The organism is Pseudorhizobium sp. NPDC055634 (assembly GCF_053618655.1).
Genome location: NZ_JBSHHW010000004.1, coordinates 371,969 through 396,991, shown reverse-complemented (window position 1 = coordinate 396,991; position 25,023 = coordinate 371,969). Strand labels below are relative to the sequence as shown.

The 25,023-nt window shown below is 64.6% G+C and carries 25 protein-coding genes; 5 read left to right on the top strand and 20 right to left on the bottom strand.

Annotated elements, in window-relative coordinates; genetic code table 11:
• Positions 1 to 12 precede the first annotated feature (12 nt).
• From ACWGPT_RS09350 to ACWGPT_RS09340, 3 genes are all read left to right on the top strand, one after another.
• Positions 13 to 783, top strand: a complete 771-nt coding sequence (locus ACWGPT_RS09350; RefSeq protein WP_452605341.1) for an AAA family ATPase — start codon at positions 13 to 15, stop codon at positions 781 to 783.
• A gap of 359 nt (positions 784 to 1,142) precedes the next feature.
• A complete protein-coding gene (locus tag ACWGPT_RS09345; protein WP_452605305.1) occupies positions 1,143 to 1,604 on the top strand; it encodes an Lrp/AsnC family transcriptional regulator in 462 nt (153 codons plus the stop codon).
• A gap of 253 nt (positions 1,605 to 1,857) precedes the next feature.
• Complete coding sequence (locus tag ACWGPT_RS09340) at positions 1,858 to 2,214, top strand: MmcQ/YjbR family DNA-binding protein (RefSeq protein WP_452605304.1); 357 nt, start codon at positions 1,858 to 1,860, stop codon at positions 2,212 to 2,214.
• 114 nt (positions 2,215 to 2,328) lie between these two features.
• Here ACWGPT_RS09340 and ACWGPT_RS09335 read toward each other — a convergent pair whose 3' ends face one another.
• The 14 genes from ACWGPT_RS09335 to kdsA all read right to left on the bottom strand — a co-directional run bounded on the left by ACWGPT_RS09335 (position 2,329) and on the right by kdsA (position 15,544).
• Positions 2,329 to 3,321: an MBL fold metallo-hydrolase gene (locus ACWGPT_RS09335; RefSeq protein ID WP_452605303.1), complete on the bottom strand. Its 993-nt coding sequence runs from the start codon at positions 3,319 to 3,321 to the stop codon at positions 2,329 to 2,331.
• Between the two features lie 95 nt (positions 3,322 to 3,416).
• Positions 3,417 to 4,406 carry a LysR substrate-binding domain-containing protein gene (locus ACWGPT_RS09330; protein ID WP_452605302.1) on the bottom strand — a complete coding sequence of 330 codons (990 nt, stop codon included), beginning with the start codon at positions 4,404 to 4,406 and terminating at the stop codon, positions 3,417 to 3,419.
• A gap of 77 nt (positions 4,407 to 4,483) precedes the next feature.
• Positions 4,484 to 4,927 (bottom strand): type II toxin-antitoxin system RatA family toxin, encoded by a 444-nt coding sequence (locus tag ACWGPT_RS09325; RefSeq protein ID WP_452605301.1) that lies wholly within the window; start codon positions 4,925 to 4,927, stop codon positions 4,484 to 4,486.
• A 79-nt stretch (positions 4,928 to 5,006) separates the two neighbouring features.
• The gene (lipA, locus tag ACWGPT_RS09320; protein WP_452605300.1) at positions 5,007 to 5,981 is read right to left on the bottom strand and encodes a lipoyl synthase; all 975 of its coding nucleotides are present in this window, start codon (positions 5,979 to 5,981) and stop codon (positions 5,007 to 5,009) included.
• A gap of 34 nt (positions 5,982 to 6,015) precedes the next feature.
• Entirely contained in the window at positions 6,016 to 6,264 is a 249-nt protein-coding gene (locus ACWGPT_RS09315) for a GlsB/YeaQ/YmgE family stress response membrane protein (RefSeq protein ID WP_452605340.1), read from the bottom strand.
• 72 nt (positions 6,265 to 6,336) lie between these two features.
• A complete protein-coding gene (lpdA, locus tag ACWGPT_RS09310; protein WP_452605299.1) occupies positions 6,337 to 7,782 on the bottom strand; it encodes a dihydrolipoyl dehydrogenase in 1,446 nt (481 codons plus the stop codon).
• Between the two features lie 74 nt (positions 7,783 to 7,856).
• Positions 7,857 to 8,096, bottom strand: coding sequence for a YdcH family protein (locus tag ACWGPT_RS09305; RefSeq protein WP_452605298.1), 240 nt, complete (start codon positions 8,094 to 8,096; stop codon positions 7,857 to 7,859).
• A gap of 96 nt (positions 8,097 to 8,192) precedes the next feature.
• Positions 8,193 to 8,834: an SGNH/GDSL hydrolase family protein gene (locus ACWGPT_RS09300; protein ID WP_452605297.1), complete on the bottom strand. Its 642-nt coding sequence runs from the start codon at positions 8,832 to 8,834 to the stop codon at positions 8,193 to 8,195.
• 13 nt (positions 8,835 to 8,847) lie between these two features.
• Positions 8,848 to 10,218: a pyruvate dehydrogenase complex dihydrolipoamide acetyltransferase gene (locus ACWGPT_RS09295; protein ID WP_452605296.1), complete on the bottom strand. Its 1,371-nt coding sequence runs from the start codon at positions 10,216 to 10,218 to the stop codon at positions 8,848 to 8,850.
• A 12-nt stretch (positions 10,219 to 10,230) separates the two neighbouring features.
• Entirely contained in the window at positions 10,231 to 11,661 is a 1,431-nt protein-coding gene (locus ACWGPT_RS09290) for a pyruvate dehydrogenase complex E1 component subunit beta (RefSeq protein ID WP_452605295.1), read from the bottom strand.
• A 17-nt stretch (positions 11,662 to 11,678) separates the two neighbouring features.
• A complete protein-coding gene (gene pdhA / locus ACWGPT_RS09285) occupies positions 11,679 to 12,725 on the bottom strand; it encodes a pyruvate dehydrogenase (acetyl-transferring) E1 component subunit alpha (protein ID WP_452605294.1) in 1,047 nt (348 codons plus the stop codon).
• Between the two features lie 151 nt (positions 12,726 to 12,876).
• A complete protein-coding gene (locus ACWGPT_RS09280; protein WP_452605293.1) occupies positions 12,877 to 13,194 on the bottom strand; it encodes an FtsB family cell division protein in 318 nt (105 codons plus the stop codon).
• Positions 13,195 to 13,325: 131 nt separating this feature from the next.
• Positions 13,326 to 14,600, bottom strand: coding sequence for a phosphopyruvate hydratase (eno, locus tag ACWGPT_RS09275; RefSeq protein WP_452605292.1), 1,275 nt, complete (start codon positions 14,598 to 14,600; stop codon positions 13,326 to 13,328).
• A 95-nt stretch (positions 14,601 to 14,695) separates the two neighbouring features.
• A complete protein-coding gene (gene kdsA / locus ACWGPT_RS09270; protein ID WP_452605291.1) occupies positions 14,696 to 15,544 on the bottom strand; it encodes a 3-deoxy-8-phosphooctulonate synthase in 849 nt (282 codons plus the stop codon).
• A 204-nt stretch (positions 15,545 to 15,748) separates the two neighbouring features.
• Here kdsA and lexA point away from each other — a divergent pair, with 204 nt between their 5' ends.
• Positions 15,749 to 16,465 (top strand): transcriptional repressor LexA, encoded by a 717-nt coding sequence (gene lexA / locus ACWGPT_RS09265; protein ID WP_452605290.1) that lies wholly within the window; start codon positions 15,749 to 15,751, stop codon positions 16,463 to 16,465.
• Here the strand turns inward: lexA and ACWGPT_RS09260 are convergent.
• On the bottom strand, positions 16,446 to 19,019 hold the full coding sequence (locus tag ACWGPT_RS09260) for a ComEC/Rec2 family competence protein (RefSeq protein ID WP_452605289.1): 2,574 nt from the start codon (positions 19,017 to 19,019) through the stop codon (positions 16,446 to 16,448). The genes lexA and ACWGPT_RS09260 overlap by 20 nt on opposite strands.
• 273 nt (positions 19,020 to 19,292) lie before the next feature.
• On the opposite strand from ACWGPT_RS09260, the gene gltA reads away from it, so the two are divergent.
• The gene (gltA, locus tag ACWGPT_RS09255; RefSeq protein ID WP_452605288.1) at positions 19,293 to 20,582 is read left to right on the top strand and encodes a citrate synthase; all 1,290 of its coding nucleotides are present in this window, start codon (positions 19,293 to 19,295) and stop codon (positions 20,580 to 20,582) included.
• A 30-nt stretch (positions 20,583 to 20,612) separates the two neighbouring features.
• On the opposite strand, the gene lpxB is transcribed toward gltA, so the two are convergent.
• The 5 genes from lpxB to lpxD are packed head-to-tail and all read right to left on the bottom strand — an operon-like array spanning position 20,613 to position 25,009.
• Entirely contained in the window at positions 20,613 to 21,788 is a 1,176-nt protein-coding gene (gene lpxB / locus ACWGPT_RS09250; protein WP_452605287.1) for a lipid-A-disaccharide synthase, read from the bottom strand.
• Positions 21,785 to 22,669: an LpxI family protein gene (locus tag ACWGPT_RS09245; RefSeq protein WP_452605286.1), complete on the bottom strand. Its 885-nt coding sequence runs from the start codon at positions 22,667 to 22,669 to the stop codon at positions 21,785 to 21,787. The genes lpxB and ACWGPT_RS09245 overlap by 4 nt, the downstream gene beginning before the upstream one ends.
• Before the next feature lie 3 nt (positions 22,670 to 22,672).
• Positions 22,673 to 23,488, bottom strand: a complete 816-nt coding sequence (gene lpxA / locus ACWGPT_RS09240; protein WP_452605285.1) for an acyl-ACP--UDP-N-acetylglucosamine O-acyltransferase — start codon at positions 23,486 to 23,488, stop codon at positions 22,673 to 22,675.
• A complete protein-coding gene (fabZ, locus tag ACWGPT_RS09235) occupies positions 23,485 to 23,952 on the bottom strand; it encodes a 3-hydroxyacyl-ACP dehydratase FabZ (protein WP_452605284.1) in 468 nt (155 codons plus the stop codon). Before fabZ ends, lpxA begins: the two co-directional genes overlap by 4 nt.
• A complete protein-coding gene (lpxD, locus tag ACWGPT_RS09230; RefSeq protein WP_452605283.1) occupies positions 23,945 to 25,009 on the bottom strand; it encodes a UDP-3-O-(3-hydroxymyristoyl)glucosamine N-acyltransferase in 1,065 nt (354 codons plus the stop codon). The genes fabZ and lpxD overlap by 8 nt, the downstream gene beginning before the upstream one ends.
• Positions 25,010 to 25,023: the final 14 nt, after the last annotated feature.

The window sequence follows — 25,023 nt, the reverse complement described above, 5'->3', positions numbered from 1 at the left end:
AGCACGGTGCCGATGTCCGCGATGCGAAAAACCAGAACGACGAACCTGCCGGCCCCGTATCTCAAGCGTCTCTGGGTCAGGGAGGATGCGAGCCTCGGCGAACACTATCCGTTCGACCTGCCCTGGCTGGACAGGGAATTTTCCGTGGATTTCGCAACCCCGGTGACGATCATCGTCGGCGAGAACGGTACGGGAAAATCCACCCTGATCGAGGCCGTGGCGGCGCTGTGCGGCTATGACGAGGCAGGCGGCGGCAAGGGTCACATGCCGGTCGATCATTCCCGCGCCGTGGACCGCAGCGGCGCAGTCCTGGCCGGCGCGCTGCGGGCGGCCTGGCTTCCCAAGGTCACGGCGGGATGGTTCTTCCGCGCCGAATCCTTCTTCTCGGTCGCCCGCTTCCTCGATGAAGCCGCCCGGGACGTCAACGCCGCGCCACCCGACTTCCTGTCCTGGAGCCATGGCGAAGGCTTCGTGCGCTTCTTCGAGGAACGCATGTCCAGGCAGGGGATATACCTGCTGGACGAACCCGAGAGCGCGCTGTCGCCGAAGCGCCAGCTTGAACTGCTCCGGCTTCTTCACGCGATCCAGAGATCGGCGAGCGCCCAGATCATCATGGCCACGCATTCCCCCATCCTCATGGCCGTCCCCGGCGCCCGGCTGCTGGAAATCACCCGCGCCGGCCTTGCGGAAACGGACCTGCGGGACACGGCTCACTTCAAGCTCTACCGGGACTTCACCCTCGATCCGGAGGAGTTCGTGGAGCAAGCGCTGCGCGATCTGTAAGTGCATTCGGTCGTGCCTCTCCCAGCGCCAACACCGGTATTGCCAGAACCGCGAGCAATCCGATGAACAGTCGGACGCGATCGGCGGCATCGGACTGAGGAACCTCACGCGGAGGCCTTGATTGAGGCTTGGATCTCAATTCATTCATGAGCGCCGCACCGAGGATGTCGATCATGAGTATTTACCTCCGGCGGCCACGCCCGCAGATGGAAACCATGTCCTTCCGGCGGCAGAAATTCCGAGCGATGAAGGGGGATTTTGCTTTGTCATGCGCTCATGATATTGAAATAATCCGCGGATTTACCGCGCCTTGATAAATAGTTTCGCGGATATTCCGCGCCTCAGATGGGATTTTCGCGATGGATGATATTGACCGCACCATCCTGTCGATGCTTCAGGACGATGCCGATGTTCCGGGAAAGGCCATCGCTGAAGCGGTGGACCTCTCGATCTCGGCCGTGGAGCGCCGCATAAACAAGCTCAAGCAGGAAGGGGCGATCGAACGGATCGCTGCGGTTGTCAGTCCCAAGGCGGTGGATCGCACGCTCTCCGTCATAGTCGAACTGGAAATCCAGAACGAACACAGACACACTCTTCAACAGTTGCAGAAATGGCTGCATCACGCGCCCGAAGTTCAATCCTGCTGGTACGTGACGGGCGACATGGATTACGTTCTGATCGTCGCCGTCCGCGACCTTGAGGAATACAACGATTTCATTGAGCGGCTAATGAGCGAGCAGCAGGCGATTGTTCGAAAGTACAAGAGCCTGATCGCACTCAAGACGATCAAGCGCGGCCTGGGGATCCGCGTTCACGACTAGGTCGCATTCCTCCGGCGTGGCAATCCTCAACATCGCGCGACCTCCGAGCATGCCCGATCCTGCACCGGGCGTCCTCTCGGGGGAAGCCGGTTCCGGCCCGAAACGGCCACGGGTGCACCAACACGACCATTCCCGGTCGCATTCGCCGACATTGACTGAAATCATTGATGGACGGACAGAACCGCCTAGCATCGACCGGTGCCAGGCTGAGACGCCGCCTGAGCCTTGAGCTTGCAGCCGCAAGGGCCCGGTCATGATCAATCGCGCTGAACTCTTCAAGTACGCCGAGAAGAAGTACGGCATCAGGCCGGACTATCCCTTCAAGTCCTACAGGCATTATGCCGTCCTTCGCCACGGGGACGATGACAGGTGGTTCGGGCTGGTGATGAACGTTCCGCGGGAGCGGGTCGGGCTGCAGGGCAAGGAGGAGATCGACATCCTGGACATCAAATGCCATCCGGCCAAGGTGGATGATCTCAAGGTCAGGCCGGGTTTTCGGCCTGCCTATCACATGAACAAGGAGCACTGGCTGACGGTGATCCTCGATGGGTCCGTCCCGAAGCAGGAGGTCCTGACGCTCCTGGATGAAAGCTACGGACTGACAAGGTAGCGCCGGGCGGCCACGTCGAGACACTCCGGCTCGCCGGGCCTTTGCCTTTCGGCGCAACCGCTCCTTATCAGCCCTTCCGGCATGTCGTGGCGGGTCGGGCTTCCTGAGCCATGGTCAGTTGATGACGCCCGCCTCGCCGTCGGAATAATTCACCGGCAACCAGCGATAGCCTGTCGCGTCCTGCAGGACGTTGCCGATCCCGGGGAAGGCGACATGGGCGCCGGCGACGAGATAGCCGTCCCTGGCCGCTTCGGAGAAGGCTGCGTGGCGTGAACGGACCGCGCCCGCACGATCCACATCCAGTTCGATGGTGACGTCCGGCTCCCTGAACTGGACGATGTCGCCGTGGGTGATGTCGCCCCAGAACACGATTGTCCTGCCGCCGCTCGTGGTGACGATGGAGCTGTGGCCAGGCGTGTGCCCGGCACGCAGGATGGAGCGGAAGCCGGGGATCACCTCCCCGTCCGCCCGGAAGGCCACGACCCTGTCTTCATTCAGGTAGGGACGCAGGCACTCCTCGGCCTGCGCGAACATGGCCTTTTCCACGTCTTCGGGACGGTTTCCCGGCGGTGTATCCAGCCAGAACGCAAGCTCGCGTTCGGGAACATGAAGGGTGGCGTTCTCGAAGACGATCCTTCCGTCGCGGACAAGGCCGCCGGAATGGTCGGTATGGACGTGGGTGAGAATGATGTGGTCGATCTCGGACGCCTTGTAGCCGGACGCCTCCAGGTTCGACACGAGATGCCCGACCTCGCCGCCCATATAGCTTCCTGTTCCCGCATCGATCAGGACGAGTCGGTTGCCGTCGTTGACCAGGAAGGCGTTGACGGAGGTCTCGGTGGGGATGTCGCGGAACGACTGGCGCAGGAGCCGTGCGGCGTCCTCGGCGGTGACGTCGCGGTACATCTGCGGGAGTGGAAGCGGCAGGGTGCCGTCCAGGAGCGCGGTGACCTCCAGATCCCCGACAGGCATCCGGTAGAAGCCGGGCGCCTGGAAGCGCTGTTTCGGCGCGGCGGCGCCGGAGAGTGAAGGCGCGCCGCCAATGGCAGCGACGGTCGCCAGCGCGGAGGCGGCCTTCAGGATGCTTCTTCTTGTAATCTCTTTCATGACCAGTTCCTTCGACGGTTTTCGCCGCCCGTCCCGAGCCCGTCCCGGGCCGGGGCAGCGCATGGCGGGAACGTAGTCGGTGCAGGCCCCGGCGATTAGGCACAAGATCCTGATCGCGCTGTCAAAGATCCGGCTACAATGCCGCCGGTCCTCAACTCAGACCCGGAGATCAGAGCCGGGGGAAGCACCTCCTCGAGGTGCTCCGCGAGGTAGTCTATGAATGCCCTCACCTTGAGGGGCTGCACCCGTCCGCCCGCCCTCACCGCATAGAGCGTGGCTTCGGGGCCGTGCCATTCGGGGAGGATGCGCACCACCTCGCCGGCCTCGACCGCGGCCCGGACGAGATAGGGGTTGGTGAGCTGGATGCCATGCCCTGCGACCAGGAAGGCCAGCAGCGCCTCCGGATCCGTCGCGACGACCGCCGGGTTGATCGGGTAATCCGCAAGCTCGCGTCCGTTCATCAGCGGCCAGGAGTGGCGCTGGCGGCCGTAAAACAGCTGGGTCACGAGGCAGCTGTGGTCCTTCAGCTCGGAGGGATGTTGCGGAACCCCGTTCTCTTCGAGGTAGCGCCGGGAGGCGTAGAGGCCCGTCGGGATTTCGGCCAGGCGACGCGCGGCGAGGCTGGAATCGGGCATCTGGCCATTCCAGAGGCGACAGGCCACGTCTATGTCCTCGTGGACGATGTTCTTGATATCGTGGTCGAGCAGCATTTGCAGCCTGACGTCCGGATAGGCCTCGCGAAAGCCGACCAGCAGGGGCGCGAGCGCCCTGGTCGCCAGCCAATGGGGCGCGGTCACCCTCAGCCATCCGGAGGGCCTGCCATGGACCTGGTCGACGGCGCTCTCGGCATCGCCGATGAGGCGGGCGAGATCCCGGCAGCGTTCGAAATAGACCGACCCCGCCTCGGTCAGTCTGATGTTTCGCGTCGTCCGGTGAAGCAGCTTGACGCCCAGCCGCTGCTCCAGATCCTGGACCTTCTTGCTCACCCGCGCCTTGGAGGTCTTGAGGCTCTCGGCGGCGGCCGTGAAGCTTCCGCGCTCGACCACCTCGACGAAGGCCAGCGTGTCACTCATGTCGCGAAGCATCGGCGCCTCCCTGGCTGTGGCCCGCAGCGAATGCCTGGCTCAAGCGACGAACCGGCCGGAAGCATTTTCCGCGGGTGCTATCCGTAGACCCGGTCGGCCCTCGTCTCGAAGGCCTCCGCGAACATGCGGAAGGCGCGGTCGAACATCGATCCCATCAGCGCGCCGAGGAGCCGGTTCTTGAATTCGTAGTCGATGAAGAAGTGCACCTTGCAGCCGTCCGCGGTCGCCTCGAAACGCCAGCGGTTGTCGAGGTAGCGGAACGGACCCTCGATATACTTCACGTCGATCGCCTGTTCGGCCGGATTGAGAAGAACCTGGGTCGTGAAGGTTTCGCGGATCGCCTTGTAGCCGACGGTCATGTCGGCGATCAGCAGCGTCTTGCCGTCGCGCTCCTTGCGGGACCGGACGGTCAAGGCCTCGCAGAGCGGAAGGAATTCCGGGTACTTCTCCACATCGGCGACCAGATCATACATCTGCTTGGGGGAATGCTTGACGGGGCGATGAGTCTCGAACTTGGGCATGGGGGAGAGCTAATGCCGGGGGCAAGGGATGGCAAGAGCCGGGACGATACCTTCCCGGCGACGATAGTGGGGGCCGGAACTACTCGGCAGCGGCCAGGAGCTTGCGCTCGCGCGCGGCACGCAGGCGCTCGAAGTCGTCGCCGGCGTGGTGGGAGGAGCGGGTCAGCGGGCTCGACGCGACCATCAGGAAGCCCTTGGTATAGGCGATCGTCTCGTAGGACTTGAATTCCTCGGGCGTGACGAAGCGTTCGACCTTGTGGTGCTTGCGCGTCGGCTGCAGGTACTGGCCGATGGTCATGAAGTCGACGTCGGCGGTCCGCAGGTCGTCCATCAGCTGCAGGACCTCGTTCCGCTCCTCGCCGAGGCCGACCATGATGCCGGACTTGGTGAACATGGTGGGGTCGAGTTCCTTCACCCGCTGCAGAAGGCGGATGGAATGGAAATAGCGGGCGCCGGGGCGGACAGTCAGGTAGTTGCCCGGGACGGTTTCGAGATTGTGGTTGAAGACGTCCGGCCGTGCGGCCACGACGCGCTCCAGCGCACCGGGCTTCTTGAGGAAGTCGGGCGTCAGGATCTCGATGGTCGTCGTCGGCGAGGCCGCGCGGATCGCCCAGATGACCTTCTCGAAATGCTCCGCGCCACCGTCGTCCAGGTCGTCGCGGTCGACGGAGGTGATGACCACGTGCGACAGACCCATCTGCCTGACCGCCTTGGCGACGCTTTCCGGCTCGAGCGGATCGAGCGGATTGGGGCGTCCCGTCATGACGTTGCAGAAGGCGCAGGCGCGGGTGCAGATCTCGCCCATGATCATGAAGGTCGCGTGCTTCTTGTCCCAGCACTCGCCGATATTGGGGCAGCCCGCTTCCTCGCAGACCGTGACCAGATTGTGGGAACGGACGAGCTCGCGCGTTTCCATGTAGCCCTTGGAGACCGGCGCCTTGACGCGGATCCATTCCGGCTTGCGCAGCACCTCGGTATCGGGGCGATGCGCCTTTTCGGGGTGGCGGACGCGCTTGACCTCTTCCGCTGCCGTTCTGTCGAGAATGGTGACCATCAGTTACCTGCCCTTGCCGCGCCGGCGGCTCCCGTCAGCGACGGGCGATTTTTGCGAGGAATAACAGAACACAGGAGCCGATGAAACCTGTCGCGAGGAAACCCAGCCATCCGTCTGCGACATGGATGTCGGCGCCCTGGAAGACCGCGTTGGCCAGAATGGCGCCGACGATGCCGATGAAGATGTTCATCAACAGGCCGTAGCGCATGTCCATGAACTTGCCGGCAAGCCAGCCCGCCAAGCCACCGATGACGATTGCAGCAAACCAACCCACGCCGTCCATTGCCATTCCTCCGTTAGAAGCTCTCATGTGGGGAATGCCGGCTCGTGGAACAAGCCGGCACCGAATGCGGGATCAGGCGTTCAGCGCCCGCCCGTAGGCGTCGAGCACACTTTCCTTCATTGTCTCCGAAATGGTCGGATGCGGGAAGATGGTGTGCATCAGGTCCTCTTCCGTCGTTTCGAGGTTCATGGCGACGACGAAGCCCTGGATGAGTTCGGTCACTTCGGCGCCGACCATGTGGGCGCCGAGGAGTTCGCCGGTCTTCCTGTCGAAGATGGTCTTGACGAGGCCCTGGTCCTCGCCGAGGGCGATCGCCTTGCCGTTGGCGACGAAGGGGAAGCGGCCGACGCGGATGTCCCTGCCCTGCTCCTTGGCCCTGGCTTCGGTCAGCCCGACGGAGGCGACCTGCGGATTGCAGTAGGTGCAGCCGGGGATCTTCGCCTTGTCCATGGGATGGACGTTCGGCAGGCCCGCGATCTTCTCGATGCAGATGACCGCCTCGTGCTCGGCCTTGTGGGCGAGCAGCGGCGGGCCGGCGACATCGCCGATGGCGTAAATGCCGGGGACATTGGTCTTGCCGTATCCGTCGATGGCGATGAAGCCGCGATCGGTCTTCACGCCGACGGCCTCAAGGCCGATGTTCTCGATATTGGCCTGGACGCCGACGGCCGAGATCATCCGGTCGGCGGTGACCTGCTGCGTCTTGCCGTCCTTGAGTTCGATCGTGGCCGTGACGGAGTTGGCGCCCTTCTCGACCTTGGCGACCTTGGCCTCGAGCAGGATCTTCATGCCCTGGCGCTCGAACTGCTTCTTGGCCAGCGCCGAAATCTCCGCGTCCTCCACAGGCATGACCTGGCCCATGATCTCGACGACGGTCACGTCGACGCCCATGGTGCGGTAGAAGCTCGCGAACTCGATGCCGATGGCGCCCGAGCCCATGACGAGCAGCGACTTCGGCATTTCCTCAGGCTTCATGGCCTCGAAGTAGGTCCAGATCAGCTTGCCGTCGGGCTCGATGCCCGGCAGGGCGCGCGGGCGGGCGCCCGTCGCGACGATGATGTGCCTGGCGGTGTAGGTCCCCTCGCCCAGCGTGTTCTTCGGCACCGGGCCCTGCGGCTGCACGATCGGCTTGGAAATCTTGCCGACGACCACTTCGCCCGGCTTGGTGATCTTCGCCTCGCCCCAGATGATGTCGACCTTGTTCTTCTTGAACAGGAAGCCGACGCCGTTGTTCATGCGGTGCGCGATGCCGCGCGAGCGGGCGACGATCGCCTTGATGTCGGGCTTGATCGAGCCCTCGAGGGTGAGGCCGTAGTCCGCGGCATGGCTGGCGCTGTGCATGACATCGGCGGACCGCAGGAGGGCCTTGGTCGGAATGCAGCCCCAGTTGGAGCAGATGCCGGCGAGGTGCTCGCGTTCGATGACGGCGACCTTCATGCCGAGTTGCGCTGCCCGTATCGCGGCAATATAGCCGCCGGGGCCGGAGCCGATGATGATGACGTCATAAGCGTTGGACACGGGCCTTCATCTCCTTGTAGTCCCGGCAGGCCCGGCATTCGCCGAGCCATCCGGCGGGATGAAGTCCCGAGGCGTCACGCCTTGACCAGCATCCCGTAGATTTCATCCTTCAGAACCATACGGCGCTTGCGCATGTCTTCCATGTACGCGTCGCCGACAGGTTCCACTTCAGTTTCGGCCCGGTGGATCGCGCGATTGACCTCGCGATAGCTCTCCAACAGGCTGGCAAAATGCTCGTCGCTGACCTTCAGCGCATGAATCTTGTCCGCATATTCCGGAAACTCATCGTGAATTTCATGAGGGGTGTTCGACATGGCCTGGTTCCTCTCTGTCCATCAATCGATGTGACCAGCCATATCCTTCGCACCCGCTTTCTCTTTGATCGTAGTCAATCCCCTTCGCAAAGAGGATCAGATCCCCGCCATCATCCTTACAATCGGCTCCAGGCCCTTGCCGAGCGCCCGGGTATTTGCCGCATCCAGGTGCACGCCGTCGAGCGGCGTCGTCTCTGCGACCGAGGCCGCATCGTAGAAGCCGCAGCCCAGTTCATCCGCAAGGTCGCTGTAGAGCGACGCAAGCATCGCCGATTCTTCGATCCCGCCGGAAAACATCGCGGCGAAGACCGGGTCGGCGGTCTCACAGAGCGGAGGCGGCGAGACGACGAGGACATCCGGCGCATCGTAGCCGAAGGACCACTCGTGATGACGGACCAGCGCCACGAGCCGCTGCATGCCCTGCCGGGCGGCAATCGCAGTGCCAGCGATCGCCGGCTTCATGTCGTTCGTGCCGAGCATCAGGATGACGAGATCGAGCGGCATATGGGTATGCAGCACCGTGGGCAGGGTTCTCACGCCGTTGCGATCGCAATCCGCCAGATGGTCGTCATAGCCGGTGGTCCGGCCATTCAGCCCTTCCGCGACGACATGGACGCCCGAGCCGAGGGCCGCCTGCAGCACGTTCGGCCAGCGGTCCTCGAAGCGGTGACGACCCGGACCTTCCGGATCGTAACCCCAGGTGAGCGAGTCGCCGTAGCAGAGGACCGTCTTCGCCATGAGCCCTTCCGGATCAGACCAGCATCGACATCGGGTTCTCGATGTAGCGCTTGAAGGCGGAGGCGAGCTCCGCGCCGAGCGCGCCGTCGATGACGCGGTGATCGAAGGCGAAGGTTGCCGTCATCACCGTGCCGACCTTGATCTCGCCGTTCTTCACGACCGGCTTTTCGACGCCGGCGCCGATCGAGACGATCGAGGCCTGCGGCAGGTTGACGATCGAGGTGAAGCTCGAGACGCCGTACATGCCGAGGTTGGAGACGGACGTCGTGCCGCCCTGATATTCTTCGGGCTTCAGCTTCTTGTCGCGCGCGCGCCTGGCAAGATCCTTCACCTCGTTGGAGATGACGGAGAGGGACTTCTCTTCGGCATTGCGGACGATCGGGGTGATGAGCCCGTCGGGAATGGCCACGGCCACGCCGACATCGGCGTGCTTGTGCAGCACGCGCGCGGTCGAGGTCCAGGAGGCGTTCGCCATCGGGACATCGCGGAGCGCCAGCGCCATCGCCTTGATGATGAAGTCGTTGACGGAAAGCTTGAAGGCCGGAACCTCGCCCTTCTCCGTCTTCTTCACCGGCGCAGATGCATTGATCTCGGCGCGCAGCTTCATCAGTGCGTCGATCTCGCAGTCCATCGACACGGTGTAGGACGGAACCGTCTGGGTCGATTCGGTCAGGCGCGAGGCGATTGTCCGGCGCATGCCGTCATGCGGCAGGAGTTCGTAGGAGCCTTCCGCGAAGAGCTTGAGGACGGCATCGTCGGATGGACCCTTCGCGAGAGCCGGACCTGCCGCCTGAGGCGCGGCGGCTGCGGCAGCCGGGGCGGCCTTGGCGGTGCCGGAGGCTGCTGCCTTCTCGACATCCGCCTTGACCACGCGGCCGTGCGGGCCGGAGCCGGACACTGCGGTAAGATCGAGGCCCGCTTCCTTGGCCAGGCGACGCGCGAGCGGCGACGCGAAGACGCGTTCGCCGGAGGCAGCCTTCTGGGCGGGAGCGGACGCGGCGGGAGCGGCATTTGCGGCCGGCTGTGCCGCCTGCGCCTGGGCAGGTTCGGCCTTCGGCGCTTCCGCCTTGGCTTCTGCTGCAGCGGCGGCAGGCTTCGGGGCATCTGCGGAGGCGCCGGAGGCGGCCTCCTTCACATCCTCGCCTTCGCCGGCGAGGATGGCGATCAGCGCATTGACCTTCACCGCCTCGGTGCCGGCCGGGACGACGATCTTCGCCACCGTGCCTTCATCCACGGCTTCCACTTCCATGGTCGCCTTGTCGGTCTCGATCTCGGCAATCACGTCGCCGGGGGCGACCTTGTCGCCCTCCTTGACCAGCCACTTGGCGAGATTGCCCTCTTCCATCGTCGGCGAAAGGGCGGGCATGGTGATGTTGATCGGCATCGGACGCCTCCCTTACTTGTAGCAGACGGTCTTCACCGCCTGGACGACTTCGCCGACATTCGGCAGGGCCAGCTTCTCGAGGTTGGCCGCGTAGGGCATGGGCACGTCCTTGCCGGCGATCGTCAGGATCGGCGCATCGAGATAGTCGAAGGCCTGCTGCATGACGCGGGTGGCGATTTCGGTGCCGACCGAGTTCTGCGGATAGCCTTCCTCGACGGTGACGAGGCGGCCGGTCTTCTTGACCGATTCGATGACCGTCGGCAGGTCCATCGGACGCAGGGTGCGCAGGTCGATCAGCTCGACGTCGATGCCTTCCTTCTCCAGCTCGGCAACCGCCTTGACGGCATAGGTCATGCCGATGCCGAAGGAGACGACGGTGACGTCCTTGCCCTGCTTGTGGATGCGCGCCTTGCCGATCGGCAGCACGAAATCATCAAGCTTCGGCACGTCGAAGGACTGGCCGTAGAGGATCTCGTTTTCCAGGAAGATGACAGGGTTCGGATCGCGGATCGCGGCCTTCAGGAGCCCCTTGGCGTCGGCTGCCGTGTAGGGCATGACGACCTTGAGGCCCGGGATGCTGGAATACCAGGCGGCGTAATCCTGGCTGTGCTGGGCGGCGACGCGGGCGGCGGCACCGTTCGGGCCGCGGAACACCATCGGCGCACCCATCTGCCCACCCGACATGTAGAGCGTCTTGGCGGCCGAGTTGATGATCTGGTCGATCGCCTGCATGGCGAAGTTGAAGGTCATGAACTCGACGATCGGGCGAAGGCCGGCCATGGCCGCTCCGACGCCGACGCCCGCAAAACCGTGCTCGGTGATCGGCGTGTCGACGACCCGGCGCGGGCCGAATTCCTGGAGCAGGCCCTGAGTCACCTTGTAGGCGCCCTGGTATTCGGCAACTTCCTCGCCCATGACGAAGACGGTCTCGTCGCGACGCATTTCCTCGGCCATGGCGTCGCGAAGCGCTTCGCGGACCGTGGTAGAGACCATTTCGGTGCCGGCCGGGATGTCCGGATCGGCGGCGACGTCGAGCTTCGGCTGGGCCGGAACCTTGTTGTCGGCGGACGAGGACGGCTCGGCGCTGGCTTCCCGGGCCTTGCCGCCCGCATCGTCGGCGGTGGCAGCCGGCGTATCGGCATCGGCCTTCGCAGCCTGCGGCTGGGCAGGCTTTTCCGCCGAGATCGCATCTGCGCTCTCGCCTTCCTGCAGCAGGACGGCGATCGGCGTATTGACCTTGACGTTTTCGGTGCCGGCATCGACCAGCAGCTTGCCGATCACGCCTTCGTCGACGGCTTCCACTTCCATGGTGGCCTTGTCGGTTTCGATCTCGGCGATGACGTCACCGGAGGCGACCGTGTCGCCTTCCTTCTTCAGCCACTTGCTGAGGGTGCCTTCTTCCATGGTCGGAGAGAGGGCGGGCATGAGAATCTCGATTGGCATTGGGTGTCCCCCCCGTCTCAGAGCAGAATGTCGGTGTAGAGCTCGGACGTATCCGGCTCCGGATCGTTCTGGGCGAAGTCGGCGGAATCGGAAACGATGTCGCGGACGTCCTTGTCGATCGCCTTCAGCTGCTCTTCCGTTGCCCAGCCCTTCTCCAGCAGGCGGTTCTTCACCTGCTCGATCGGATCGTGCTCCGAACGCATCTTCTGCACTTCGTCCTTGGAGCGATATTTCGCCGGGTCGGACATGGAGTGGCCGCGATAGCGGTAGGTGAGCATTTCGAGGATGATCGGCCCCTTGCCCGAACGGCAATAGGAGACCGCCTCGTCGGCGGCGGCCTTGACGGCGCGCACGTCCATGCCATCCACCTGGTAACCCGGAATGCCGAAGGAGGCGCCGCGCTGGGAGAAATCGGTCTGGGCGGAGGCGCGCGAGACGGCCGTGCCCATGGCGTAGCGGTTGTTCTCGATCACGTAGACGATCGGCAGCTTCCACAGGTTGGCCATGTTGAAGCTTTCATAGACCTGGCCCTGGTTGGCGGCGCCGTCACCGAAATAGGCGGTCGAAACGCTGTCATTGCCGCGATACTTGTTGGCGAAGGCGAGACCGGTGCCGAGAGAGACCTGCGCACCGACGATGCCGTGGCCGCCGTAGAAATGCTTTTCCTTGGAGAACATGTGCATGGAGCCGCCCTTCCCCTTGGAATAGCCGCCCCGGCGCCCCGTCAGTTCCGCCATCACGCCGCGCGCGCTCATGCCGGTTGCCAGCATGTGGCCATGGTCACGATAGCCGGTGATGACCTGGTCGCCTTCCTTGAGCGCCATCTGCATGCCGACAACGACCGCTTCCTGGCCGATGTAGAGGTGACAGAAGCCGCCGATGAAGCCCATGCCGTAAAGCTGGCCCGCCTTTTCCTCGAAGCGCCTGATCAGCAGCATGTCGCGATAGGCCTGGAGCTCGTGTTCCTTGTCGAACTCCGCGATGGTTCCGCCGTTGAAGTCTTTTCGTGCAGGCTTCGCCGCTGATTTGCGGCCGGATACAGACGCGGTTTTTCTAGGCGCCATTCATCCCTCCCTCATGTGCTGCAGGTCTCGTTTCAGGGCGCTACCATAGGGAAGAAAAAGCACCCCAGCAATGCCATAAATGCATGGCTCACATTCCGCGCAACCTGTTGATAACGCACGGGGAAATTAAATTAACCGGAATTCGGTTAATCTAGAAATAGTTGTTGAAGATCACGATCTCATCGTCGCGCGAGACGTTCAACTGGTAACGCGCGATCTCGTCCAGCATGTCCTTTTCCAGCGACCCGTCGCTGAGAAGCTGCACCTGGCGCTCCAGCGCCTGGCGCTTTACCGTCAACCGTTCCAGTTCGGCCAGCCGATCGAGCCGCTGACGCTCGAAATGCTCCGTGGCAATCAGCCCGAGCTCGCCATTGACCGAATGATAGCCGAAATAGGAAAGGAAGGCGACGGTAATGAGCGGGAGGACGAAACGACCGAGTCTTCTTTCCTTATGGTGCTTGGTCCACATGCCCCGCGACGTCCTCGAAACTCATTACGATGGTTCAAATTCGCAGAACTTGCTTAAGCAATCGTTGATCGCCCGAAACGCAGAAAGCCCGGACGAGCCGGGCTTTCCTCAGATCATCAGGTTATGTGGTGTCATGCCCTCAGAATGGACCGTCCGGCGTAGACAGCCTGCGGACCCAGCATTTCCTCGATGCGGATGAGCTGGTTGTACTTCGCAAGGCGGTCGGAGCGCGACAGCGAGCCGGTCTTTATCTGCCCGCAATTGGTGGCGACGGCGAGATCGGCGATCGTCGAATCCTCGGTTTCGCCCGAGCGGTGCGACATGACGGCCGTGTAGCCGGCCTTGTGCGCGGTCTCGACGGCATCCAGCGTTTCGGTCAGCGAGCCGATCTGGTTGACCTTGACGAGGATGGAGTTGGCGACGCCCATGCGGATGCCATCGCGCAGGCGCGCCGAGTTGGTGACGAAGAGATCGTCGCCGACGAGCTGGCACCTGGAGCCGACGAGATCGGTCAGCGCCTTCCAGCCATCCCAGTCGTCCTCGGCCATGCCGTCCTCGATGGAAATGATCGGATACTTGCCGACGAGTTCAGCCAGGTATTCGGCCATGGCGCCGGGCTCCAGCGTGCGACCCTCGCCTTCCATGACGTACTTGCCGTCCTTGAAGAATTCGGTGGAGGCGCAGTCGAGCGCCAGGCAGACATCCTCGCCCGGCGTGTAGCCGGCCTTTTCCACCGAGCGCATGATGAAGTCGAGCGCTTCCGGCGCGCTCTTCAGGCCGGGAGCAAAGCCGCCCTCGTCGCCGACATTGGTATTGTAACCCTGCGCGGCGAGTTCCTTCTTGAGGACATGAAAGACTTCCGCGCCGATGCGGACGGCGTCGCGAAGGCTTTCCGCGCCGACCGGCATGATCATGAATTCCTGGAAGTCGATCGGATTGTCGGCATGAGCGCCGCCATTGATGATGTTCATCATCGGGACCGGCAGGACATGGGCGGCGGCTCCGCCGACATAGCGGTAGAGCGGCAGGCCGGACGCCTCGGCCGCGGCCTTGGCGACGGCGAGCGAAACACCGAGGATGGCGTTGGCGCCGAGGCGCGACTTGTTGGGCGTGCCGTCCAGCGCGATCATCGTCTTGTCGACGTGGATCTGGCTTTCGGCATCGAAGCCGCCGATCGCGTCGAATATTTCGGTGTTGACCGCCTCGACGGCTTTCTCGACGCCCTTGCCGCCATAGCGCTTGCCGCCGTCGCGCAGTTCGACCGCCTCGTGCGCGCCGGTGGAGGCGCCGGAGGGGACCGCGGCGCGGCCCATGCTGCCGTCTTCGAGATAGACGTCGACCTCGACGGTGGGATTGCCGCGGCTGTCGAGGATTTCGCGTGCGATGATATCGGTAATGGCGGTCATGATCTCTCCCTGAGGTAAACCCAATGCCGTGCGGTCAGTGACAATGTCTCTTAATCGATGACAGGCGAATTACAATCCGGCTGCCGCTGCGGCGCCTAAGCGGACTTGGCGACGGCGTCGAAGGCCAGAAGCTTTTCCAGGAGCCGCGGCATGTCCTTCAGATGGACCATGTTGGGGCCATCGGAGGGCGCATTGTCCGGATCCTCGTGCGTCTCGATGAAAAGCCCGGCGACGCCGACGGCCACCGCCGCGCGCGCCAGCGTCTCGACGAACTCGCGCTGGCCGCCCGAAGAACCGCCCTGCCCGCCCGGCTGCTGCACAGAATGGGTGGCATCGAAGACGACCGGCGACCCCATGGCCGCCATGATCGGCAGCGAGCGCATGTCGGAGACGAGCGTGTTGTAGCCGAAGGAAACGCCCCGCTCGCACAGGAGCACGTTCGGATTGCCGCTCGCGGTGAACTTGGCCTGGACGTTCTTCATGTCCCAGGGCGCGAGGAACTGGCCCTTCTTGACGTTGATGACGCGGCCGGTCTTCGCCGCCGCCACGAGGAGATCCGTCTGCCGGCAGAGGAAGGCCGGGATCTGAAGGATATCGACCGTGGGCGCCACGAGGGCACATTGTTCTTCGGTATGAATGTCGGTGAGGACCGGGAAGCCGAATTCCTTCTTCAGGTCAGCTAAGATTTCCATCGCGCTGTCGAGGCCGATCCCGCGCTTGCCCGTCAGCGACGTGCGGTTGGCCTTGTCGAAGGAGGACTTGTAGACGAGGCCGATCCCGAGCTTGGCGCACAATTCCTTCAGCGTTCCGGCGATCATGAAGGCGTGGTCGCGGCTCTCCATCTGGCACGGACCGGCGATCAGCGAAAACCGGCGCGCCTGGGAGAACAGCACGCGGCCTTCTCCTTCACCCACAACGACTTCAAAATTGGGCTTGATGTCCATGGCGGAAACTCCTTCGAGGCAGGCGTCGTCGTCCGTCACGCTGACCCGGCAGCGGCGGACGCGACGTCCTTAACAGCAACGATCGCCGCTGTCACGGCGGGATGGGAGAAGCGGGGTGCCAAACAGCTGGAACTTTTGCCTTGCGGAACGCATCCGGAACATATATCGTCTGTTCTGGCTTTGTTTCACGCTTAGGAAACCCGGATGCTCACGCGCAAACAGCAGGAACTTCTTCTTTTCATTCACGAACGGATGAAGGAGTCGGGGGTTCCGCCGTCGTTCGACGAGATGAAGGACGCACTCGACCTCGCGTCGAAATCCGGCATCCACCGGCTCATCACGGCGCTTGAGGAACGCGGCTTCATCCGCCGCCTGCCCAATCGGGCACGCGCGCTGGAGGTCATCAAGCTGCCGGAAGCCTATAGCAGCAGCCTGCAGCCCCGCCGCGGCTTTTCGCCGAGCGTCATCGAAGGCAGCCTCGGCAAGCAGAAGCCTGCGCCGGCGGCCCAGCCGGTTGCGGCAAGCAATGAGAACACCAGCACGAGCGTGCCCGTCATGGGCCGCATCGCGGCCGGCGTGCCGATCTCGGCGATCCAGAACAACACCCACGACATTGCCGTCCCGGCCGAGATGCTGGGAGCCGGCGAGCATTATGCGCTCGAGGTCAAGGGCGACTCGATGATCGAGGCCGGCATCCTGGATGGCGATACGGTGATCATCCGCAACGGCCAGACAGCAAGCCCGGGCGACATCGTCGTGGCGCTCGTCGACGACGAGGAGGCAACGCTGAAGCGCTTCCGGCGCCGCGGCGCCTCGATCGCGCTGGAAGCGGCAAATCCCGCCTACGAAACCCGCATTCTTCCCGCCGACCGCGTCAAGGTCCAGGGTAAGCTCGTCGGCCTCATCCGGCGCTACCACTGAGAAGCCGCAGGAGGCTGCGGGGAAGCGTTTCGTCGAAACGATCCGTGCGCCAGTCATAAAGTCGATGGCTGGTCCAAGGGCGCCGGGTATCGGCGCTTGCGGCATGCGCGCGCCACATCGACGGATCGGGGCTGCCGTTCATGCGGATTTCCAGGGCGCCTGTCCTTCTGAGGCTCGCGCCGTTCAGCATGAGCGCGCCGGACAGACATTCTGCCAGCCGCGTCCGCGGGGCGACGACCAGAGCGGCGATGTCGCAGGCGCTGCCGGCGAGCCTTGGATCCTCCACCACGGCGACAACCGCACCCTCCCGCGTCACCGCCAGGCACCATGCCTTCTGCCGGCAATGGAACCGTCCCGCATCGGCAGCGGCGGCGGCAAGTGACGCCTTCATCTCCGAGCGCACCCGGGCGCGCTGATCGTCGGTCAACTGGGCTATCCGGGAGGCAGTCCGGGGCGCTGTCTGGGGCGCCGTCGGGAGAGTGCTTGAGCTCGGGTCTGCGCTCGAGGCCGCGGAGGGTTCATCCGTCGCGGCAAGGCCAATGTCACCCGCCGGCGACACGACCGGGGCGACGGGATCGGGAAGCAGAAGTGCGCGTTGCCACTGGTCGAAGATGAAGGCCGGCGGGCGGGCCCGGTTCGTTGCGACGGGGCCCGTCGCCAGCGCGACGAGCGTCCCGTCTTCGGAGACCAGGAGGTCCGGCGGCGGCAGACGCGCTTCATGCCAGCTCAGCGCGAAGGCAAGCAGCATTGCCGGCACGCCCAGGAGCCGAAGCGGCGTGCGCAGCAGCGCAAGCAGCAGGAAGCCTGCCGAGGCGATGGCCAGGAACCACCGGTGCTGGCGGCCGGTGCCGACATCTCCGCCCCAGGCCGCGACATGGCCTGCGACGGCGATGACCGCCTCAAGACCCATGCCCATCAATCCCAGGAGCGGCGCATCCAGCCCGAGGGGCATGAGCAGCATGGCGAGCAGTCCGGCGGGCATGACCACGAAGGAGATGATCGGCATGACGGCGAGGTTCGCCGCCAGCCCGTAACCGGCGAGGCGGTGGAAGTGCTCCATCGAGAAGATCGCCGTCGAGAGGCCGCCGATCAGCGAGGTTGCGAAAATGCCGGCCATCCAGTGCCAGCCGGTCATGACCGGCGCGAGCCGGCCGCGCGCCATGAGCGAGGGTTCGCGCTCCCCTGCCGCGGCGCGCCGGCTCCACCAGGCATAACCCGCCACCAGCGCCGCGGTCGCCGCAAACGACATCTGGAAGCTCGGGCCCATGACCTGCGAAGGGGCGACCGCCAGCATGATCAGCGCCGCCACGGCAATGTTGCGAAGGCTGATCGCGGCGCGGTCGAACCAGACGGCAATCAGCGTGACCGCCATCATCAGGTAGGCCCGCTCGGCGGAGACGGCAAAGCCGGAGATGAGGTAATAGGCGGTCGCCATGAGAAGCGCCCCGGCGGCGGCGATCTTCTTGACCGGCCAGGCCTGGGCGAAGCCCGTGAAGAGGCAGAGAAATCCGCGCAGGCCGACGAAGAAGATGCCGGCGGCGAGCGCCATGTTGAGCCCGGAGATCGCCACGATATGCGCCAGCCCGGAAATACGGAGCGCCTCCGTCGTTTCCTTCGAGATCGCACGTCTCTCGTCGGTGACAATGGCGGCGGCGAAGGCGCCCGCGTCCCCCGGCACGACCTCGCGGATGCGGTCGGCGATCGTGCTGCGGAGCGCGAAGATCCACCGCTCGATGGCGCGGCGCCAATCCCGCTCCCCGACGGTCGTCGGCTCAACCGGCTGGGGCGCGCCATAGAAGAAGCCGACCGCCCCGATGCCGTCATGAAAGGAACGGAAGGCAAAGTCGTTGAGGCCGGGCAGCGCCGGTCCCGACGGCGGCGACATGCGGGCCCTGCCGCGCACCGTGTCGCCGGCCGCAAACGGCGGATGCCTGCCGCGCGCGAGGAGAACGGCATCGCGGGGCGGCCGCCTCAGCGTCGGCTCTTCGGTCGAAGCGATGCGGATGATGTAGCGCCAGCGGCCCTCGCCCGCCGGTTCGCGGCGGTGCACTTCTCCGGTGACGGTCGTGGTCACGGGGGAATCGAGAATGACGGTCGCCTGCCGCCAGGTTTCGAACTGGGCAAGGTTCATGCCGGCCAGAACCAGTGCCGGCAGAAAGAGAAGAAGCGGAAGCCTGCCGGTCCGCCGCTGCGCCGCGACGGTCGCCGCCGCAAACGCCAAAAGGAGAAGTGCGAGCACGGTTGCCGGCGGATCGCGGGCGAGCGCAAACCAGAAGGCGGCACCGCCGCCGACCAGGACCGGCACGAACAGGAAGCCGTGCCCGTGCGCGGCCTCCTCCTCGACGAAGGCACGCATGCGCCCGGCGGTCCGCTCCGTCAGCCGGCCTTGCCGCAGGACGTCGCGCAACCGGCTCCACCTTCTCGGGCACGTGACACGGTTGCCGACCACGGCAGGGAGCGTCTCATCGTCTGGAATAAGGACATGGCCGGCCACGACCGGAGCGGCAATCGCACCCGGCTCGGACTGCTCCCGAAGTAGGCCCTGCTGCGGCATCCGCGTCCACCCGCCCCTGCGGATGAAGGATGCAACCGAGACCGGCGGAATGCAACCCGAACCTGCAGAAACGGGGTGATCCGATGGCCTTTACACGGGCCTGTTTGCGGATCATTAACCCCGACCAAGTGTTGACGACAGAAGCGATTTTGGCGCCGCACAATTAGACCTCCGCAGTGCTTGGCAGCGGCCATCGGATCATATAGCTACACATGACGCTTAATTCTTGTGGCGTTTTGAGACGCCCCGCCGCCAACAGTTTGGAGGATCAGCATGACGGATAAGAGCGCAAATCTGGTACTGGGTGACAAGAGCGTCGAGTTGGGCGTGAAGTCCGGCACGATCGGTCCCGAGGTCATCGACATCGGTGCCCTCTACAAGCAGACCGGAGCTTTCACCTACGATCCGGGATTCACCTCGACTGCGTCGTGTGAATCGAAAATCACCTATATCGACGGCGAGAAGGGCGTGCTCCTCCACCGCGGCTACCCGATCGAACAGCTGGCGGAACACGGGGACTTCCTCGAGACCTGCTACCTGCTGCTTTACGGTGAACTGCCGACCGCCGCCCAGAAGAAGGACTTCGACTACCGCGTCACGCACCATACCATGGTGCACGAGCAGATGACGCGCTTCTTCACCGGCTTCCGCCGGGACGCCCACCCGATGGCCGTCATGTGCGGCTGCGTCGGCGCGCTGTCGGCCTTCTATCACGACTCGACCGACATCACCGATCCGCACCAGCGGATGGTCGCTTCGCTGCGCATGATCGCCAAGATGCCGACGATCGCCGCGATGGCCTACAAGTACCATATCGGCCAGCCCTTCGTTTACCCGAAGAACGACCTGGATTACGCGGCGAACTTCCTGCACATGTGCTTCGCCGTGCCGTGCGAGGAGTACAAGGTAAACCCGGTTCTGGCCCGCGCCATGGACCGGATCTTCATCCTCCATGCCGACCATGAGCAGAACGCTTCCACCTCGACCGTCCGCCTCGCCGGCTCGTCGGGCGCCAATCCGTTCGCCTGCATCGCGGCCGGCATTGCCTGCCTCTGGGGCCCCGCACACGGCGGCGCCAACGAAGCGGCACTCAACATGCTGACGGAGATCGGCAGCGTCGACCGCATCCCGGAATTCATCGCCCGGGCCAAGGACAAGAACGACCCCTTCCGCCTGATGGGCTTCGGTCACCGCGTCTACAAGAACTACGACCCGCGCGCGAAGATCATGCAGAAGACGACGCACGAAGTCCTGGCCGAACTCGGCCACAAGGACGATCCGCTGCTGCAGGTCGCCATGGAACTGGAGCGGATCGCGCTGACCGACGAGTACTTCATCGAGAAGAAGCTCTACCCGAACATCGACTTCTATTCGGGCATCACCCTGAAGGCGATGGGCTTCCCCACCACGATGTTCACGGTCCTGTTCGCGCTCGCGCGCACCGTCGGCTGGATCGCCCAGTGGGCCGAAATGATCGAGGATCCGCAGCAGCGCATCGGCCGCCCGCGGCAGCTCTATACCGGCGCCCCGGAGCGGGATTACGTTCCCGTCTCCAAGCGCTGATCGACAGCCCCCGAAATGCAAGAAGCCCGGTCATCGACCGGGCTTCTTTCGTTCCATGACCTCAAGCACGATGCCGGCCGCCGCCTCGCCGGGCGGAACCCTGGTGGCAAGGCGCTGCCAGGTCAGTTCGAAACCTTCCAGCATTGCCTGCCGCTGCAGGGTATCGGTGCAAAGCCGCTCCAGCCAGCGGGACAGGCTTCCGGGACGCACGACGTCGTTCAGGTATTCCGGGATGACCGGATAGTCGGCGATCAGGTTGGGAAGCGCCGCCGACCAGACCTTGATCCGCTTCGACATCATGGTGATCAGCCAGTCCGCCTTGTAGGCCGAGACGGCCGGGATGCCGCAGAGCGCCAGTTCCAGAAGCACGGTACCGGATGCCGCGAGCGCCGCATCCGCGCTGGCGAAGGCGGCCCATTTTTCCTCGGGGGATACCGTGATCTCGGTCTTCACGGGCAGGCCCCGGGCGATCTCGCGAACGAGTGCCTCCTGTCGCGGCACCGTGGGCAGCAGGAAGCGCGCCGGCCCTCCCCGCTGCAGGAATTCCGCAGCCGCCTGGCCGAAGACCGGAAGCAGTTGTCGGATCTCGGCCGCACGCGAACCGGGTAGCAGGAGGACCGTGGCGGGTTCGCCGGGCTGCCTCTGCTGCAGGGTGCGGCGGATGTCGCGCACCTTGAGAACCGCCGGCTCGCTCGTCAGCCGGTGCCCGACGAAGGTCGTCGGGGGGCCGCCGAGGCGCTGCATCACGGCGGGCTCGAAGGGAAGCACGGCCAGCACGTGATCGACATAGGGCAGCATGGCGCGGGCGCGGTATTCCTTCCAGGCCCATACGCTCGGGCAGACATAATCGATGATCGGCAGGTCGGGCAGTGCCGCCCTGACCTTCCTTGCCACCCGGTGGGTGAAGTCGGGGCTGTCGATGATGACGAGGACGTCGGGCCTTGCGGCAATCACGGCCTCTGCCGTCTGGCGGATACGGCGGGCAAGCTGCGGCAGGCGCTTCAGCACCTGCGTCAGACCCATGATGGAAAGCTCGGAAAAGTCGAAGAGCGAGGAGAGGCCCTGCGCCTCCAGCGCCTCTCCGCCGACGCCGACAAGCTCTATCGGTCCCGGATGCGCGGCCTTCAGCGCGGTCACAAGGTCGGCGCCCAGCAGATCGCCGGAGACTTCGCCTGCGATGACCGCAACCTTCAACCCGCTGGTCATCCGAGCCCTCCCCTGGGGAGGCCCGTATCGATGCCGCAAACGAAGATCCCCGCCTGGTCGGCGGCAGCGGCAAGTGCCTGTTCCTCGAGCACCAGCGACCGTCCCGCCTCGACGGCGATGCCGGCAAGGCCGGCGCGGGCCGCATTGGCGACCGTCGACAGTCCGATCGCTGGCAGGTCCGCGCGCACGTCCTGCTGCGGCTTGCACAGTTTCACGAGTACGCCCTTCCTGCGGGGAGAAATCCGGCCTTCCCGCCGAAGCTCGGCAACCCGTTCGAGCATGCGATCCGTTCCTTCCGCACCTTCCAGCGCGACAACCCGTCCGCCGACGCTGACCGCGCCCTGGCCGACATCCAGCCGACCCAGCGCCAGAGCCGCCGCGACCGCCTGTTCAATATCGCGGACATCTTCCGCCGAGGGCCTCGCAGAGGTCAAGGGACCGGTCTTCGCCAACAGTCCCGGCGCGATCTCGTGGGCGCCGAGCACGCGGCATCCCATTCCCTCGAAAAGCTTGATGACCATCTGCAGCACGGCGTCGTCGCCCCCCGAGACCAGGGTGCGGATGACGGCGGGTATCCGCATCAGCGTGCGGAAGGTCGGGCGGATGTCGTGCAGTTCCGGGCGCCGCCTGACGGCTCCCGACATCACCACCCTGTCGACACCCTTGTCGCGGATGAAGCGTTCGATGCCGGCGAGATCGCCGACGCCGACGGCCAGCGTCTCGAAGCCCTCGAAGCTGCGGTCTGCCTCGTCAGCCAGCGCAATGATGACCGGGTCCTCGCCCGCCTTCCGTGCGGCTTCCGCAAGGTAGAGGGGCAATTGTCCCCAGCCGGCGACAATGGCAAGCCGCCCCTTGGGATCGGGGGCCGGATGGATCGACATGGATCAGGCTTTGCCGCGGAACGGGGAGGAAATCGCCCGGTCGCTGTCTGCCGCGATGAAGTCGAGGATCTCGACGACTTCGGGGCAGTCGGCATATTCCTCGCGGATCGCCGCGGCGTTGGCGCGGATGTTGCCCTCGCCCTCGAAGATCTGCTTGAAGGCGCGCCGCACCCGGTGGATGGTCGCCCGCTCGATGCCCGCGCGCGTCATGCCGACGATGTTGAGACCGCCCAGGATGCCCGGATTGCCGTTCAGCATGCCGTAGGGAATGACGTCGTAGTTCACGGCGCTCAGGCCACCGATGAAGGCATTGCGCCCGATGCGGTTGAACTGGTGCACTGCCGATCCGCCCCCGAGGATCGCGCGATCGCCGACCTTCACGTGACCCGCCAGCATGACGTTGTTCGACATGACGATGCCGTCGCCGAGGATGCAGTCATGGGCGACGTGGGAGTTGGCGAGGAAGAGACAGTTGCTGCCGATCACGGTCTTGCCGCCGCCGCCGAGCGTGCCCATGTTGATGGTCACGCCTTCGCGCATCGTGCAGTTGTCGCCGATCGTAAGGGTGGAATCCTCGCCGGCCTCGTGGAGGCTCTGCGACAGGCCGCCGATCACCGCCATGGGGAAGATGCGGCAGCCCTTGCCGATCTCCGTCTTGCCCGAGACGACGGCGTTCGAAATAACCTCGACATCATCCTTCAGCACGACGTCCTTGCCGATCGTGCAGAACGGTCCGACGACGACATTTTCGCCGATCGTGGCGCCGTCCTCGACAACCGCCATCGGATGGATGCGGGCTGTACTTGCAATCCGGCTCATGCGCCATCCCTACGACGGATCATGGCGCCGATATCGGCTTCGGCGACCAGCGCGTCGTCCACATAGGCGTCGCAATGGAACTTCCAGATATTGCCGCGCTGCTTCTGCTTCTTGACGCGGAACTCGACCCGGTCCCCCGGCACGACCGGCCGACGGAAACGGGCATTGTCGATGGTCATGAAATAGACCAGGTCACCGCCCTCGCCCTGCTTGCGGGCGCAGATGGCACCCGCCGTCTGGGCCATGCCCTCGACCAGCAACACGCCCGGCATGATCGGCTGGTCGGGAAAATGGCCGGTGAAATGCGGCTCGTTCGCGGTCACGTTCTTGATGCCGATCGCCGACTCGTCACCATCGATCTCGATGATCTTGTCGACCAGCAGAAACGGATACCGGTGCGGCAGCAGCTTCATGATCTCGAGAATGTCCGCCGAACCGAGCGTGGTGTCCGCCTGCTCACTCATTCCTGTCTCCTCTTCGCTTGGCCCGTCCTTCGGACCGCGCTATCGCCTCGGCAACATCGCGGAAGAAATCCTTGATCGGGCGAGCCGGGATGCCGCCGAGGCGGGCGCCGCGTGGCACGTCCGACATGACGCCGCTCATCGCGGCGATCTGGGCGCCGTCGCCAATGGTGATATGACCGTTGATGCCGCTGGCGCCGCCGATCATCACGCCGTTGCCGATGGTCGTCGACCCTGCAATACCAACTCCGCTCACGATACCGCAATGGCGGCCTATCCGAACGTTGTGGGCAATCTGCACCTGGTTGTCGATCTTGGTTCCCTCGCCGATGACCGTATCGTCCATGGTGCCGCGATCGATCGTGGTATTCGCACCGATCTCGACATTGTCCTGGATGATGACGCGGCCGATCTGCACGATCTTCAGCATGCCGGCGGGGCCCGGCGCATAGCCGAAGCCGTCCTGGCCGATGCGGGCGCCGTTGTGGATGATGACGCCATTGCCAATCAGCGAGGCGACGACCGAAGCCCCGGCGGCAATCGTGCAGTCGCGCCCGATCTTCACGTCGGCACCGATCAGCGCGCCGGCCCCGATGCGGGTGCCCGCGCCGATCTCAGCGCGCGCACCAACCACGGCCATCGGCTCCACCTCGACTCCCGGTTCGAGCCGGGCGGTCGGATCGACGAAGGCGGCGGGATGAATGCCGCTCTCCCCGGACGTGAAGGGCGAAGGACGCATGGCGATCGGATGCAGCAATGCTCCCGCCCGGGCAAAAGCCGTATGGGGGGTTGCTGTCCGCAGGACGGCGATGTGGTCGGGGATGAGGCTCTGCAGGGAGGGATCGCAAAGGATGGCCGAGGCCTTGCAGGCCGAAAGCTCGTCCCGATCCTTGCGGGCGCGCAGATAGCTGAGCTGCCCCTCGCCCGCACGCGACAGAGGCGCTACCGACCGGATGATACGGTCGCCAGCGGCGGGATCGACAAGTTCGGCCCCAAGGCGGGCAGCTAGCTCGCGCAAGCTGATCCCGTCATGGGGCGGAAAAAATTCGTTTGAGTCCATCAGGCCTTATTACT

What these genes read in the sequence shown, in the direction of transcription:
- ACWGPT_RS09350 (WP_452605341.1), top strand. Translation starts at nt 13, where the DNA reads ATGTCCGCGATGCGAAAAACCAGAACGACGAACCTGCCGGCCCCGTAT.
- ACWGPT_RS09345 (WP_452605305.1), top strand. Translation starts at nt 1,143, where the DNA reads ATGGATGATATTGACCGCACCATCCTGTCGATGCTTCAGGACGATGCC.
- ACWGPT_RS09340 (WP_452605304.1), top strand. Translation starts at nt 1,858, where the DNA reads ATGATCAATCGCGCTGAACTCTTCAAGTACGCCGAGAAGAAGTACGGC.
- ACWGPT_RS09335 (WP_452605303.1), bottom strand. Translation starts at nt 3,321, where the DNA reads ATGAAAGAGATTACAAGAAGAAGCATCCTGAAGGCCGCCTCCGCGCTG.
- ACWGPT_RS09330 (WP_452605302.1), bottom strand. Translation starts at nt 4,406, where the DNA reads ATGCTTCGCGACATGAGTGACACGCTGGCCTTCGTCGAGGTGGTCGAG.
- ACWGPT_RS09325 (WP_452605301.1), bottom strand. Translation starts at nt 4,927, where the DNA reads ATGCCCAAGTTCGAGACTCATCGCCCCGTCAAGCATTCCCCCAAGCAG.
- lipA (WP_452605300.1), bottom strand. Translation starts at nt 5,981, where the DNA reads ATGGTCACCATTCTCGACAGAACGGCAGCGGAAGAGGTCAAGCGCGTC.
- ACWGPT_RS09315 (WP_452605340.1), bottom strand. Translation starts at nt 6,264, where the DNA reads ATGGACGGCGTGGGTTGGTTTGCTGCAATCGTCATCGGTGGCTTGGCG.
- ACWGPT_RS09305 (WP_452605298.1), bottom strand. Translation starts at nt 8,096, where the DNA reads ATGTCGAACACCCCTCATGAAATTCACGATGAGTTTCCGGAATATGCG.
- ACWGPT_RS09300 (WP_452605297.1), bottom strand. Translation starts at nt 8,834, where the DNA reads ATGGCGAAGACGGTCCTCTGCTACGGCGACTCGCTCACCTGGGGTTAC.
- ACWGPT_RS09295 (WP_452605296.1), bottom strand. Translation starts at nt 10,218, where the DNA reads ATGCCGATCAACATCACCATGCCCGCCCTTTCGCCGACGATGGAAGAG.
- ACWGPT_RS09290 (WP_452605295.1), bottom strand. Translation starts at nt 11,661, where the DNA reads ATGCCAATCGAGATTCTCATGCCCGCCCTCTCTCCGACCATGGAAGAA.
- pdhA (WP_452605294.1), bottom strand. Translation starts at nt 12,725, where the DNA reads ATGGCGCCTAGAAAAACCGCGTCTGTATCCGGCCGCAAATCAGCGGCG.
- ACWGPT_RS09280 (WP_452605293.1), bottom strand. Translation starts at nt 13,194, where the DNA reads ATGTGGACCAAGCACCATAAGGAAAGAAGACTCGGTCGTTTCGTCCTC.
- eno (WP_452605292.1), bottom strand. Translation starts at nt 14,600, where the DNA reads ATGACCGCCATTACCGATATCATCGCACGCGAAATCCTCGACAGCCGC.
- kdsA (WP_452605291.1), bottom strand. Translation starts at nt 15,544, where the DNA reads ATGGACATCAAGCCCAATTTTGAAGTCGTTGTGGGTGAAGGAGAAGGC.
- lexA (WP_452605290.1), top strand. Translation starts at nt 15,749, where the DNA reads ATGCTCACGCGCAAACAGCAGGAACTTCTTCTTTTCATTCACGAACGG.
- ACWGPT_RS09260 (WP_452605289.1), bottom strand. Translation starts at nt 19,019, where the DNA reads ATGCCGCAGCAGGGCCTACTTCGGGAGCAGTCCGAGCCGGGTGCGATT.
- gltA (WP_452605288.1), top strand. Translation starts at nt 19,293, where the DNA reads ATGACGGATAAGAGCGCAAATCTGGTACTGGGTGACAAGAGCGTCGAG.
- lpxB (WP_452605287.1), bottom strand. Translation starts at nt 21,788, where the DNA reads ATGACCAGCGGGTTGAAGGTTGCGGTCATCGCAGGCGAAGTCTCCGGC.
- ACWGPT_RS09245 (WP_452605286.1), bottom strand. Translation starts at nt 22,669, where the DNA reads ATGTCGATCCATCCGGCCCCCGATCCCAAGGGGCGGCTTGCCATTGTC.
- lpxA (WP_452605285.1), bottom strand. Translation starts at nt 23,488, where the DNA reads ATGAGCCGGATTGCAAGTACAGCCCGCATCCATCCGATGGCGGTTGTC.
- fabZ (WP_452605284.1), bottom strand. Translation starts at nt 23,952, where the DNA reads ATGAGTGAGCAGGCGGACACCACGCTCGGTTCGGCGGACATTCTCGAG.
- lpxD (WP_452605283.1), bottom strand. Translation starts at nt 25,009, where the DNA reads ATGGACTCAAACGAATTTTTTCCGCCCCATGACGGGATCAGCTTGCGC.